At 45.4% G+C, this 13,367-nt stretch carries 16 protein-coding genes; 4 read left to right on the forward strand and 12 right to left on the reverse strand.

Translation table 11 applies throughout. The annotated features are described in order from the left end of the window. Positions 1–72: 72 nt before the first annotated feature. The 6 genes from ASN18_RS02105 to ftsH form a co-directional block, all read right to left on the reverse strand. Entirely contained in the window at positions 73–408 is a 336-nt protein-coding gene (locus ASN18_RS02105; protein WP_085050945.1) for a YajD family HNH nuclease, read from the reverse strand. Continuing rightward, the gene (locus ASN18_RS02110; RefSeq protein WP_085050946.1) at positions 386–1,099 is read right to left on the reverse strand and encodes a SurA N-terminal domain-containing protein; all 714 of its coding nucleotides are present in this window, start codon (positions 1,097–1,099) and stop codon (positions 386–388) included. Before ASN18_RS02110 ends, ASN18_RS02105 begins: the two co-directional genes overlap by 23 nt. A gap of 38 nt (positions 1,100–1,137) precedes the next feature. Further along, the gene (gene hfq, locus ASN18_RS02115; protein ID WP_085050947.1) at positions 1,138–1,380 is read right to left on the reverse strand and encodes an RNA chaperone Hfq; all 243 of its coding nucleotides are present in this window, start codon (positions 1,378–1,380) and stop codon (positions 1,138–1,140) included. Positions 1,381–1,437: 57 nt separating this feature from the next. Then, complete coding sequence (gene miaA / locus ASN18_RS02120) at positions 1,438–2,346, reverse strand: tRNA (adenosine(37)-N6)-dimethylallyltransferase MiaA (protein WP_085050948.1); 909 nt, start codon at positions 2,344–2,346, stop codon at positions 1,438–1,440. Continuing rightward, on the reverse strand, positions 2,343–3,140 hold the full coding sequence (gene folP / locus ASN18_RS02125; protein ID WP_085050949.1) for a dihydropteroate synthase: 798 nt from the start codon (positions 3,138–3,140) through the stop codon (positions 2,343–2,345). Before folP ends, miaA begins: the two co-directional genes overlap by 4 nt. 116 nt (positions 3,141–3,256) lie before the next feature. Next, a complete protein-coding gene (gene ftsH, locus ASN18_RS02130) occupies positions 3,257–5,077 on the reverse strand; it encodes an ATP-dependent zinc metalloprotease FtsH (protein WP_085050950.1) in 1,821 nt (606 codons plus the stop codon). A 204-nt stretch (positions 5,078–5,281) separates the two neighbouring features. Between ftsH and ASN18_RS02135 the strand changes: the two genes are divergently transcribed. Genes ASN18_RS02135 through ASN18_RS02150 form a run of 4 tightly spaced genes read left to right on the forward strand, consistent with a single transcriptional unit; the run spans position 5,282 to position 8,419 of the window. Continuing rightward, on the forward strand, positions 5,282–6,199 hold the full coding sequence (locus ASN18_RS02135; protein WP_085050951.1) for a phosphoglycerate dehydrogenase: 918 nt from the start codon (positions 5,282–5,284) through the stop codon (positions 6,197–6,199). Next, positions 6,192–7,100 (forward strand): NAD-dependent epimerase/dehydratase family protein, encoded by a 909-nt coding sequence (locus ASN18_RS02140; protein WP_085050952.1) that lies wholly within the window; start codon positions 6,192–6,194, stop codon positions 7,098–7,100. The genes ASN18_RS02135 and ASN18_RS02140 overlap by 8 nt, the downstream gene beginning before the upstream one ends. Position 7,101: 1 nt before the next feature. Next, positions 7,102–7,761: a cyclase family protein gene (locus ASN18_RS02145; protein WP_085050953.1), complete on the forward strand. Its 660-nt coding sequence runs from the start codon at positions 7,102–7,104 to the stop codon at positions 7,759–7,761. Continuing rightward, the gene (locus ASN18_RS02150; RefSeq protein ID WP_085050954.1) at positions 7,754–8,419 is read left to right on the forward strand and encodes an HAD family hydrolase; all 666 of its coding nucleotides are present in this window, start codon (positions 7,754–7,756) and stop codon (positions 8,417–8,419) included. The genes ASN18_RS02145 and ASN18_RS02150 overlap by 8 nt, the downstream gene beginning before the upstream one ends. An 11-nt stretch (positions 8,420–8,430) precedes the next feature. On the opposite strand, the gene ASN18_RS02155 is transcribed toward ASN18_RS02150, so the two are convergent. The 6 genes from ASN18_RS02155 to ASN18_RS02180 all read right to left on the reverse strand — a co-directional run bounded on the left by ASN18_RS02155 (position 8,431) and on the right by ASN18_RS02180 (position 13,246). Further along, positions 8,431–8,784 carry a SpoIIAA family protein gene (locus ASN18_RS02155; protein ID WP_085050955.1) on the reverse strand — a complete coding sequence of 118 codons (354 nt, stop codon included), beginning with the start codon at positions 8,782–8,784 and terminating at the stop codon, positions 8,431–8,433. Between the two features lie 19 nt (positions 8,785–8,803). Further along, a complete protein-coding gene (locus tag ASN18_RS02160; RefSeq protein WP_085050956.1) occupies positions 8,804–9,826 on the reverse strand; it encodes a flagellar motor protein MotB in 1,023 nt (340 codons plus the stop codon). A gap of 33 nt (positions 9,827–9,859) precedes the next feature. Further along, a complete protein-coding gene (gene motA / locus ASN18_RS02165; RefSeq protein WP_085050957.1) occupies positions 9,860–10,708 on the reverse strand; it encodes a flagellar motor stator protein MotA in 849 nt (282 codons plus the stop codon). A gap of 24 nt (positions 10,709–10,732) precedes the next feature. Further along, the gene (locus ASN18_RS02170; protein WP_085050958.1) at positions 10,733–11,530 is read right to left on the reverse strand and encodes a PilZ domain-containing protein; all 798 of its coding nucleotides are present in this window, start codon (positions 11,528–11,530) and stop codon (positions 10,733–10,735) included. 91 nt (positions 11,531–11,621) lie between these two features. Then, a complete protein-coding gene (locus tag ASN18_RS02175; protein ID WP_085050959.1) occupies positions 11,622–12,305 on the reverse strand; it encodes a class I SAM-dependent methyltransferase in 684 nt (227 codons plus the stop codon). Then, entirely contained in the window at positions 12,305–13,246 is a 942-nt protein-coding gene (locus ASN18_RS02180) for a glycosyltransferase family 2 protein (protein WP_085050960.1), read from the reverse strand. The genes ASN18_RS02175 and ASN18_RS02180 overlap by 1 nt, the downstream gene beginning before the upstream one ends. Between the last annotated feature and the right edge of the window lie 121 nt (positions 13,247–13,367).

Consider the following 13,367-nt stretch of genomic DNA (forward strand, 5'->3'; position numbering starts at 1 on the left):
CAATTCTACCAAATTTCTTAAAGTAAAATCTTCACTTTTATAATATTTATTACCTGCCGACATATACTTTTTTTATTTTCCGGCTATATAATCACCTAGCAGTCCCCTTGTGTGTTCGTCGTCATGGCAATAGGCACACAGATTTTCCCAGTTTGAACCGTCCTGGGGGTTGTTATTGTGGTTGCCGTCTTTGTGATGCACCGTTAACTGGTTCTTGTTTTTTTCGTCGAATTCACGGCCGCACTTTGCACATATCAGACCGTGAATTTGAAGCGACTGCTGCCGGTAATTACTGTTTGTGTTTTGACTTGCTGCCTTCAGCTCCCGAATTATTTCCTCGACGGACTTGTTACTGTCAGTGACCTTTTTAATTGGTCTTCTTGGTTTAAACGACCGGTTTTGCGCCATCACCGCCCTCCCAGGCAATCAACTCAGCTCTTACCTTCACAGGGATTATCTTTCTCAGCCCCTGCATGTATGACCTTAAAGTCTTCGCCTTTTGTTCATCCTGAATTGACTTCATAATTGATTCCATCGCCTGTTCATTGCCTTTCAACGCTCCGGCAAACTCTTTCGGTATCTCTGCTTTGGTATTTGCCGCAAGTTCTATTAATCTCCTCATTTTTTGAATTGTCAGGTCATCACGTTTTTTCTGCTCAAAGTATCTGGGATTAAGTCTGCTTAACTCAAGGGTTCTCAGGTATATTTCCTTTCTGAACACCCCGTCTCTGATAAATGAGGGGTCGTGCGTTATTGCATCATTAACCTCTTCATCAGTAACTTTTATGCCAAGATTAATGGCCTCGGATAAAAGTAGTTCATTGTCTATGATTCCCTCAAGGACTATATCTTTCAGCCTTAGTTCCTTTTCCATCTCCGGCGTGAACTTCTCCTTTAGCGCATTGGAGTAGTAGTTTTTCATATTCTCGTACATCCTCCAGTACTCATCAGGGTATATTTTCTTTTCCCCTATCTCTACAAGGGCGAGCTGCTCTAAGGACTTGTCTATCGGGCCAACGTAAAAGAATATGAAGGATATGATTATCAAAAAGAAAAACACATAAAAAAACTTCGCATACTTGTGCATGAATTTAATCATTTGTATATCTCCTTTACCGCTATATTTTTTTCGCTGTCTTATGTCTCTGCAATTTCCTCATCCCTTAGGTTTACCTCCCCCTCCGGCACTATCGATGAAATTGAGTGCTTATAGATCAGCTGCTGCTTAATATCTTTCAGTATTATTACAAAGCTGTCAAACCCCTTGATTACGCCCTTCAATTTCACCCCGTTAACTAAATATATCATAACCGGCATTTTTTCTTTCCTGAGAAAGTTCAAATACGTATCCTGCAGGGTTGTACCCTTAGCTGCTGCCATTGTCATATCTCCTTATTTTTATTTACTATAAATTATTTTTCTAAATAATTCAAGCGGTTAAATTGGAAGGTGAGGGATAATTTTATGCAAAATCTCTTTTTCGTCTGATATACCAGTTATATCAAGGCACAAAATGTCTGGTTCGCTCTTAAACCAGCATATCTGTCTCTTGGCATATCTGCGTGTTGCCTGTTTTATTTTTAACACGGCCTCTGCTAATCCTGTCTCCCCCCTGAAGTACGCGAAGAGCTCTTTGTAGCCGATTGCCTGCATAGGTGTGTGGGCAAGCGGCAGCCTGAACAGTGTTTCAGCCTCTTCTACGAGGCCAGATGCCAGCATCATATCGACTCGTTCGTTTATCATCGCATATAACTCATCCCTCTGTCTTGTCAGGCATATTTTTATAAACTCATAGGGAAGCGGCCTTGTCATTTCCATTTGCAGTTTTGACATAGTGGTGCCGCACTTGAGGCATACCTCTATGGCACGAATGACCCTGCGGTGGTCGTTGGGGTTTATCTTCTCAGCACTTTTGGGGTCTATACTGCCGAGATAGTTATACAGGAAGCCGGGCGTCTGCGCCTCGGCACTCATCAGATTATTTCTTAGCTCCCAGTCCGCCGACGGCGCTGAGAAAAGCCCTTTTGACATTGCCCTGATATAAAGGCCGGTGCCGCCGCTTACTATCGGGCGCTTGCCCCTTGCGGTAATGTCTTCCATTATCAGGGCTGCATCAGATACGTACCTGCCCGTGCTGTATGTGTCTGTTGGCCCGGCTATGTCTATCATATGGTGGGCAACCAGTGACCTTTGGTCTGCTGTCGGCTTTGCCGTACCAATATCCATCCCTTTATATACCTGCATCGAATCCGCACTTACGATTTCAGCGTTAAGCCTCTGCGCAAGGACAATCGTCACACCGGTCTTTCCAACGCATGTTGGGCCGCATATGGTTAGTACTTTCATCTTAATGGCTGCGCTGCGCCCCTGAGGGCAAATGCCGCCCTTGCCACCTCCGACATCTCCCTCACATCGTGTACGCGCACAATATCAGCGCCCTTTAATATGGAAGCACTCACCATGGCGGCTGTCCCCATGAGCCTTTTATCAACCGGCACATCCCCTAATATCTTCCCAATAAATGCCTTTCTCGATGCACCTATTAATATGGGATAACCCAGCCCCTTAAATCTGCCAAGATTCCCTATTATCTGAAGGTTATGGTCTATGGTCTTGCCAAACCCTATGCCAGGGTCAAGGACTATCATATCTTTCTTTACGCCCGCAGCAAGCGCTATATCTATAGATTTATTAAAATACGCCCCGATTTCCGAAAATATATCTTCATAGACGGGGTTTATCTGCATATCCTTTGGTGTGCCTTTGATGTGCATGATGATTACAGCCGCATCATAGTGTGCCGCGACTGAGGCCATAGCGCCGTCGAATCTGAGGCCGCTTATGTCGTTGATTATCTCTGCCCCCGCCTCGAGTGCTCTTCGTGCCACGGCGGCCTTGTACGTATCAATAGATATGGGGATTGAGACGCCCTGCGCTATTGCCTCTATCACAGGGATAGTCCTTCTGAGTTCTTCATCATATGACACGGCCTCAGCGCCGGGGCGGGTTGACTCTCCTCCTATGTCTATGATATCTGCACCCGCTGATACCATAGCAAGGGCCTGGTCAATTGCCATAGTTCTATCAAAAAAGCGTCCGCCGTCTGAAAATGAATCGGGCGTCACGTTCAGAATACCCATCACGCAGGTCTTTGCTGATAGGTCTATGGGGTGTCTTTTTAAGCGGAGTATCAATTTGTTTTGGTTATTTGGGTTATTTGGGCTAGTTCGATAAGATAGGGAAGCTTCGGCAGAGCTTAGGCCAACTCAGCAGCCTGAGGACGCAACTGTCTGGTTTGTTCTATGAGCAGATCTATTTCGTTATTGCCGATAGTCTCTTTCTCAAGCAGTACTTTTGCCATAGCCTCAAGCGTATCGATATTGGCGCTGAGAAGCTCCTTCGACGACTCATATGCCTCCATCACAAGCCTTCTGACCTCTTCGTCAATGCCGATAGCGGTTTTTTCGCTATAGTCCTTGTGCTTTACTATCTCTCTGCCGAGAAATATCTGCTCGTCCTTTTTCCCGAATGTAAGCGGCCCCATTACGTCTGACATACCCCATTCTGTAACCATTTTTCTGGCAAGGTCTGTGGCGCGCTCAAGGTCATTGCCTGCCCCTGTGGTCATGTGATTAAGGGCAAGTTCTTCGGCTGCCCTGCCGCCAAGCAGTACCTTTAGTGTCTTTTTCAGAAATTCCCTTGAGTATGTATATCTGTCGTCAATTGGAAGCTGCTGGGTTACGCCGAGGGCGCGGCCACGAGGGATGATACTCACCTTGTGTACCGGGTCTGTGCCGGGCGTGAATTTGGCAACAAGGGTATGTCCTGATTCATGATAGGCGGTGTTTTTCTTTTCCTCATCGCTTATTATCATGCTCCTCCTCTCTACACCCATGAGTACTTTGTCTTTGGCCTTGTCAAAGTCTGACATCTCCACTTTTTCTTTTGTATCTCTGGCGGCTAAAAGCGCTGCCTCATTAACAAGATTAGAAAGGTCTGCCCCTGTAAAGCCCGGGGTACCTCTGGCGATAAGGGCTAAATCGACATTTTCTTCGATGGGAACCTCTGCCGTATGAACCCTAAGTATCTCCTCGCGCCCCCTGACATCGGGCTGTGAGACGACAACTTGTCTGTCAAAGCGCCCGGGGCGCAAAAGTGCCGGGTCAAGCACATCAGGTCTGTTTGTAGCCGCTATGACGATGCGGCCCTCTTTGCCTTCAAAGCCGTCCATTTCCACGAGCAGTTGGTTGAGGGTCTGTTCGCGTTCGTCGTGCCCGCCGCCAAGCCCTGCTCCTCTGTGCCTGCCAACGGCGTCTATCTCATCAATAAATATGATACATGGGGCATTTTTCTTTGCCTGGTCAAAGAGGTCTCTGACGCGTGAAGCGCCGACGCCTACAAACATCTCAACGAAGTCTGACCCCGATATAGAATAAAACGGCACATCGGCCTCACCCGCAATCGCCCTAGCAAGCAGTGTTTTACCAGTGCCGGGCGGCCCTACGAGCAGCACGCCTCTGGGAATCCTGCCGCCAAGCCTTGTGAACTTCTGCGGGTCTCTGAGGAAATCTATAATCTCCTGCACCTCTGCCTTTGCCTCTTCTATGCCGGCTACATCTTTAAATGTCACCTTGTTTGTCTTGTCGGAGACCAGCCTTGCCTTAGACTTCCCGAACGACATGGCCTTGTTGCCCCCGACCTGCATCTGGCGCATAAAGAATATCCAGATAAGCGCGAGAAAGATAATCGGCCCCCATGAAAAGAAAAAGCTCACATACCACGGGTTAGACGTTGGGGGTTTTACTGTTATCTTGACGTTTTTACTGACCATCTCTTTGACAAGGTCCGGGTACTCCATGGCAAATGTCCTGAACACCTTGCCGTCTTTGAGCTTGCCGGTCACCTCGTTTTCTTTAATCATAACCTCTTCCAGATTACCGGACCTTAATTTTTCAAGGAAATCCGAGAAGATAAGCTCCTCCTGCATGGGCTTCTGCACGCTGAGCAGGTTAAACAGCACAATCATCAGGCCGCCGATAAACAGCCATACGAAAATATTTTTATATGCATTGTTCAATTTACACTGCCTCCATCGTCATTATAGCATATATCACAATCAATTTCACAATATATTAATTCAACATACAAAATTAAATATTGGCAAGGCAGCCCAGCTGCACTGTGGAACTGAAGGCATAGATATTTTCATTGGAAATGTGATAGGATAGCCCCGTGCCCGTGAATGTGATATGAGGCAAGTGTAACATGCGCCGAATTTGATTTGAAAAAGGTAAAAATTGCAATAACAACGACATCCTTCGGCAAGTACGACGAAAAGCCGTTACTGCCGCTGCGTGCTGGCTTTGAGATTGCCCTGAATCCTTACGGCAGAAAATTAAAAAAAGAAGAGACCATAGAGGTCTGCCGCGGCTGCGTTGGAGTTATCGCGGGGACTGAGCCACTTAGTGCAGATGTGCTTGACTCACTGCCCGACTTAAGGGTTATCTCAAGGTGTGGCACAGGGCTTGACAATGTTGACATGACGGCAGCAAAGAGGCTTGGCATTGAGGTCTTTAACACCCCCGACGCCCCTACGCGCGCAGTTGCCGAGTTGACTCTGGGCATGATATTGAATCTCCTGAGAAAAATAAACGTGATGGATTCTTCTATCAGGACAGGCAAGTGGGATAAACTCATGGGCAATCTGCTAACTGGGAAAAACATTGGCATCATCGGCTTTGGACGAATTGGAAGGGCTTCTGCATCACTGTTACAACCATTTGGATGCACAATAGTATTTACAGACCCCTTTGTCGAAGAGACACCACCCTTTCAGAAATTATCCCTGAACGCGTTATTAGATTTTGCTGATATAGTTATAATTCATGTCTCTGCAAAGGATATGATTATGGGGGCGGCGGAGATTGCCAGAATGAAAAGGGGCGGCTGGCTTATAAACGTATCCCGCGGCGGGACAGTGGATGAAGAGGCGCTCTTTGAGAGCTTAAAAAGCGGTCATCTGCGTGGTGCGGCCATTGACGTATTTGAGCGCGAACCATATGACGGCAAACTAAGGGAATTGAAAAACACCATTGTCACCCCCCACATAGGCTCATACGCGGTTGAATCACGCGTTGAAATGGAGATACTATCCACAGAAAACCTGCTTAAAGGTCTCAGCCCATTAAGTGATGCTTAAGACAGGCAAGGTTGTGGTATTTGGCGGCGCGGGTTTCCTCGGAAGCCATGTGGCAGATTGCCTGGACGCCGAGGGCTTTGAAGTCTTTGTTTACGACATAAGGCAATCCCAGTATTTAACTGGCAGGCAAAAAATGATAATTGGTGATATTTTAGACGAAAATGCCGTAGAGTCTGTTGTCAAAGGATGTGATTATGTCTATAACTTTGCCGGTATTGCAGACATAGACGAGGCAAGCAAAAAACCATTAGACGGTGTACGTTATAATATTCTTGGTAACGCTATCATACTGGAGGCGTGCAGGAAGGCAAATGTAAAAAGGTTTGTCTTTGCCAGTTCGCTTTATGTTTACAGTAAGGCAGGCTCCATATACAGAAGCACCAAACAGGCCTGCGAACTATTAATCGAAAACTACAAGGAACTGTTTGGTCTGCCATATACAATACTTCGCTTCGGCTCACTCTATGGCCCGCGGGCGGACAACAGAAATATCATCTTTACGATGTTGACTCAGGCGCTGAAAGAGGGAAAGATAACCCGTTACGGCGACGGCGAAGAACTCAGGGAATATATCCACATCCATGACGCGGCAAGAGGCGCCGTTGAGATTCTTGATGAGGACTTTACCAATCAGCACATCATTATTACCGGCTACCAAAAGATGAGGATAAAGGATCTCCTGTTTATGATAAGGGAGATGTTTGAAAATAAGATCGAAATCGAATTCCTGCCAGCCGACACCGACCTGCACTACGAGATTACACCGTACACCTTTGCACCAAAAATAGGCAGGCGCCTGACCTCCCGCACCTATGTAGACCTCGGACAGGGAATCCTTGAGACTATTCATGACTTATATAATGCACTGCCGCTGCAATCTTCTTTGACGGAAAAGGTCTGACATGAGACATGAATTCCTGTCACACACGCTGGCAGACGGGCAAAACCCCGTATACGGCGGCACTATATCCCTTGCGATTCATACGCTTAAATCTATCTCCAGAGGGGACAGCGCTAATGTATCTTCATTTACAATGGAAAACCACTGGGGCACACATGTTGACGCCCCAAACCATTTCTTTAATCACGGACTGAAGGTCTTTGAGTATCCACCGGAGTTCTGGTTTTTTAAGCATCCTTATGTCTTACAGGTATCATTAGAACCGTCAGAGATTTTAAAAGGGCTTAGTGAACTATCACCACAAACAGACCTCCTGCTTATACAGTCAAACTGGTGCAAACGAAGACATGAAGAGGTATATGTAAAAGAAAATCCAGGCATTGACCCCGACGTGGGGTTTCATTTAAGAAGCAAGTACCCCCATCTGCGGGCAGTGGGCATAGACTGGATTTCTGTCTCCCCATACACCAACCGTGTGCTCGGAAGGCTTACGCATAGGGCATTTTTAGACCCTGACGGGCAAAATGCCCCGATTGTACTTATTGAAGACATGGACTTGTCCTCTAATCTTACTGCTTTGAGAGAAGTGGTTGTTTTTCCCCTGCGTGTAGAAGCTTTAGACAGCGCTCCATGCACCATTGTAGGCATGTTTGATGATTAACTCGATAATATTTGATTTTGACGGCGTACTTGTCGAATCGGTGGATATTAAAACACGGGCATTTGCAAGGCTTTTTGAGCCGGAAGGCCAGAGTGTTATGGCAAGGGTTGTGGAGTTTCACCTACAAAATGCCGGTGTATCGAGATTCGACAAGTTTCGTTATATTTATGAACATATCTTAGAGAGGCCGCTTACCACAGAGCGGTTCGATGAGCTTTGCAAACATTTTGCAGACCTTGTCGTCAATGAAGTGTCTCAGGCGCCGTATGTCAGTGGTGCGCTGGAATTTTTGGACAACTTCGCCATCAGTGCTTACAAGTGTTTTGTGTCAACCGCTACCCCGCAGGCAGAGATAGAGCAGATCATAAGACATAGACACATGGGTAAGTACTTTAAGGCAGTCCACGGTGCCCCAAAAAAGAAGTCCGCTATCGTACAGGAAATCCTTGAAACACACGGTATCGCCCCGGAGACAGCCGTCTATGTCGGCGATGCCATGAGCGACTACAAGGCGGCCTCAGTTAATCATGTACCATTTATCGCCCGAATCAGGGGAGACATCGAGATATTTAACGGCGATATATTTGACGGCATAACCTGTATTAAAATCCCCGATTTAACCGAACTCTATCAGGCGATAAACTCCCTAAATCACTGACTGCAACAGGTTCAGGACTTCAGCCACGACAACGCGGCATCGAGGTCGTTGTGAAATACCTTGTGGTTTTTCGACAATATAAAGGCTATTGAGGCAAAAAAGGCAGTCGTAGCGCTCGGCACTACTGTGGCACTTTTTTGCACCTTATCTCTTATCTTTGCATCAAATGATTTCATCTCCATAGCCAGTTTCATAGAGGGGGTCTCCATGTTTAACGTATTATAGAGAATTCTCGTACTCTGGGACTTAGTTAGAAGTTCTTCGATACCAGAGGCGGCTTGTTTCACTATTTCCATGTCCATCTCACCAGTATATACTGAGATGATTATTCCATCCTGAAGCGTAATGTCTGTCTGACCTTTCACTTATTCCACTCCTTTATTTTCAGTTATTACTTGCAGGGCTCATATTATTCTTGAGTATATCGGCCTGCACATTGGTCTGCTTCGTAGAATATACCATGATTGTTATCCTACGGTTTCTTGGGTCGTTTGGATTGTCTGCGATTAGCGGTTTGGTTGCGGCAAATCCAGCTACCCTCTCTAAATCGTTAGGGTCAATGCCGTCGCGTTCGAGTTCTTTTCGGGCAGCTGATGCCCTGTCGGTCGAGAGTTCCCAGTTAGTGTACTTGCTTGATGAATAACTCAGTGCGTCCGTGTGGCCCTCTATTGACAGCTTTATGCCCTTGAGTGTCAGGAGGTCTGTGGCTATAATTTTTATCAGTCTCTTTGCGTCCTGCGTCAGCTCAGGACTTCCAAGCGCAAACATGGGCTGACCGGCCTTGTCAACAATCTGTATTCTTACGCCGCCCTCCACTACATCTATCAAAACCTGATCTTTTAAGTCGGCATTCCTTTCCCCTATTTCCTTTTTCAGGTTCTCCCCTATATTTCTCTGCAGCTTTTCCTTAAACTGTTCAGCGCCTATCGACTCAGTCTCTTTAATCTTCTCTTCTACGTCCTTGATCTCTTTCTTCAGGGCCGCTCTGAGCTTTTCCAGACTTTCCAGTTCCGCTGGCGAAGCGTCTTTGATTTTTGCCTCTACTTTATCCATGTCTTTTTTCAACTTCTCAAGTTTTTTTTCCAGGTCTCCAGCGCCTTCTGATGCCGCACCTTCGATTGTTTCACTTACCTCATCTTTTGGGTATTTGGTAACTGCTGAATCAACCACATCTTTACCCTTTCCTACAAAGCTCATTGAAAGGGCTTCAAACATGCTCAAGTTCTTAAAATACGTCGAGAGCTGCATTTTTTTTGAAGGGGATGTCATATTAAGAAGCCACATCAGGAGGAAAAAGGCCATCATCGCCGTCACAAAATCCGCATAAGCCACCTTCCATGAACCGCCATGACCGCCGCCATGACCGCCTTTCTTCTTTTTCTTTATTATTATGTTCTGGCCTTTCATTTACTAACCATTTATTTTCTACCTATTTTCCACCTATTTTCTAACGGCGGCCTCAAGTTCTGCAAATGTTGGCCTGTCGTGTCCCGGGATTGCCCTCCTGCCGGCCTCTACGGCTATCTGCGGCGCTGCCCCGCCTACAAAGGCCACTAACGCCGTCTTAATCACATAAAACATAATTTCTCCTTCTTTCACCTTTATTTCAAGATTTTGCGCTATCGGCCCGACAAACCCATAACACAACAAAATGCCCAAAAAAGTCCCAACTAGGGCAGCGCCTATGCTGTGTCCCAAAACAGCGGGAGGCTCCGATATCTTCTCCATCGTCAACACAACGCCAAGCACCGCTGCCACTATTCCAAACCCAGGCAAGGCGTCACCCATCTTCTGAATTGCCATTACCGGCAGCATCTCCTCATGTGCACTGGCCTCAATGTCTATGTCCAGTAAATCCGCTAACTCATGGGGCGGCATATTGGTCGTTATAATGACCTTCAAATTATCGCAAATAAACCTCATCGCGTGATGGTTTGAGATAACGCTCTTATACTTTGTGAACATAGGGCTTTTCCCTGGCTCTTCCACATCCTGCTCAATCGAGATTAACCCTTCCTTTCTTACCTTGGAAAACACAATGAAAAGCAGCGCCAACATCTCCAAATACTCCGCTTTTGTAGCCCCGCCCTCTTTCAGTATTGACGCAAAACTAGCAATTACCGCCTTTACCACCTTCATTGGCGACCCAACAACCAACGAGCCAGATGCTGCTCCGAATATTATCAGCAACTCAGGGGGATTTAACAGTGTCGCAAGATTACCGTGTTCAATCAAAAAACCACCTATTATTGACCCCATTACCATGAACATCCCTATTAAAACTGTCATGCCTGATAACCCACCGTAATATTATTATTTTGTATCAGAACCTTTCTCCTTATAGAAATGGTCACGCTGTTTTCTTAGAATCTCACGCTGCCTGTTCAGGGTATACCGAATTATCTCGTCCCTTACATCTTCCTCGACATTGACGAAATTTATTGATACCTCGCATTCGCCGGTTTCAAGACATGCCGACATGACTACATTCCCATAAACAATCAGGCCGACAGGGGGCGATGACGGAAGCAACATCTTTATCTCCACTGAATCACCTTTCTCAAACTCGGTGCGGCACCTTAGACGTACCCCTGATGCACTTATGTTGACATCTTTCTCTTCGGCATCCACCAATCCTTCTTTTTCCAGCGACAGCTTATCCAACACTAACCCCAGTTTCATGTCTATATCAAGGAGCATCTTCCAAAGGACAGGGCTTATAGTCTCATCAGGGATGTCAACGGCATAACTTCTCAAATTCGACATCTCCCTGCCAAACTCAGAGATTATCTTCGATTTTTTGTTAGCAGCAACTGCATTAATCTTTTTCACTACTATTGACAGACAATCGTCAACCCGAAAAAAATCACGCTGCTCGGTTCCAAGCAGACGCAAGCGCACATACAGTTTATCTGATGAGGTGACTTCCGTGAAATAATCTATATTATCAGTTGACAGCATAACGTGCTGCCCTTTTCTGAAATGTTCAGAATACCCGTTAGCAGCGTTGATAGTTATATGGTCACCTTCTACCGAAAAAACAGAGGTATCGTATCGCTCAACCTTTGGCATCAGCTTACATATCACTGTCTCACCTTTTATCAGCAACATTCTCTCCTATTGTTTGCCGCTATACGCATGTACACTAACAAAAGACAAGTTATGTTGTCAACACATTCTGATTGCATTAAAAAAAAATGTATCATATCTTTCTAAGTACCACAAAGTACTCTATCTTGTTTGCCGCGGCTGCGGACTCCAATACTATTTCTGTCCCGATTGAAAACATATCTATAATTTTTAAAAGATGTTCTTTAAAAGTTGTACTGTTCCATACGTGAACATGCTCGTTTCTATTTCTTACATTTCTAACTGCGGACAGAAATGCCTCTTTGGTCTGGAATGTCTCAGGGTGGACAGCGATCAGGAAATCTGTATAATGGTCATCTGCCGCCTCATTTACCTCTAAGTAGTAATCGGCAAGCAGGTGTTCAAATTTTGTGAGCTGCCTGTCTTTGTCAAATGTATAGTCCTTGTCCGGTACCGACAGTACAAGTAATCCATTTTTATTAATCGCAGGCCACACGTGAAGAAATACCCTGATGGGGTTCGCTACATGCTCAAGCACATGGTTTAGTATTATGAAGTCGAAGTCCTCATTAGTGATTTCTGAGACTGGATTTATGTTAATGTCTCCTATGAAATCAGGCTTGACAAATAAAGCAGGGTCAACTTCGCAGAATAGTTTCTTTGACACGTCCATATCATGGATATCAAGATACTTTACAGTACACTTAGCCTTATCTAAAACCGCTGGGCAGTTTAAGGCGCCTATCTCAAGGCCACAGCCGCTTAACAGACTATAGGCCGCAGTGCGATGTTCCATTAATCAGACTTACGTATCCAGTTAAGCAGCTTCTTTGCCATTTTATGTGTTAAGGTACCCTCTTTGATATATTTCTTTAAGAATAACTTTGTCTGAGATGAGACAGGCGCAGAAGCAGCATCATAGTTATAGCTGTCGTATATCGACTTGATAGCCCATGTCATCTCTTTAAGGTGGTCGATAGCAGGATGTATCTCAGGGCCGTAAATGTACTTTATTGTGTTTGTGATAAGCTCATAACACTCTATGTGCGCGCTTACAGGGTCCTTGAGTATCGTATTGCTGCCATGAAGCCTGTATGACAGCAGTTTTTCACCTATTAAAAAATTGCATCCTTTTTCGTTATGTTTCATCGCCCTGACCGCAAAATCATAATCGAGTATGTATCGAAGGTCATTTAATAGGCCGATTTCGCCTGTCAGGCCTGCCTTGAAAAAAAAGTTGGAGGTACTTATCGTATAATTCCCTCTCAATATTGCCTTTAACGGGGATGTGTTTTGGAGATAACCATTTTTTAATTTTGTATACCATTTAATCCAATAGTGTTCCGGGTCGTCTATCGGGTTTGATTGGCTGTCGATAAGAGTCAGATCGGTAAATTGAAAGACATACCCGCCCTCTTTTGCCGTGCTTAGCAGTCTTTCAAGGCGTTTTACATGATATGCGTCGTCTGAGTTAATGATAGATATGTAATCACCTGCCGCCATCGAAATACCGCGGTTAATGGTTGCATGTGAGCCGCTGTTTTCCTGAGAGTAGTATTTTATTCTTGGGTCTTTGTACTTTTTTATGACTTGCTCGGTTGCGTCCTTTGAGCCGTCGTTTATTATTATAAACTCAAAATCGCCAAAGGTCTGATTCAGGACGCTCTCTATTGCCTCAGCCACATAAAGTTCATGGTTATATGCTGGCATTACAACTGTTATCCCTGGTTTTTTCATTTACCTGTTATCTGCTTCTCCTTGAAGCGGCAGTATGCCGCTTTCAGACTTTTGCGTGCGGCAGTATGCCGCGACTTTTGCGTCTATCTGTAGCTTTCTGATATAATCTCATTCATCAACC

Source organism: Candidatus Magnetominusculus xianensis (assembly GCA_001541255.1).
Taxonomy (GTDB): Bacteria; Nitrospirota; Thermodesulfovibrionia; order Thermodesulfovibrionales; family Magnetobacteriaceae; genus Magnetominusculus; species Magnetominusculus xianensis.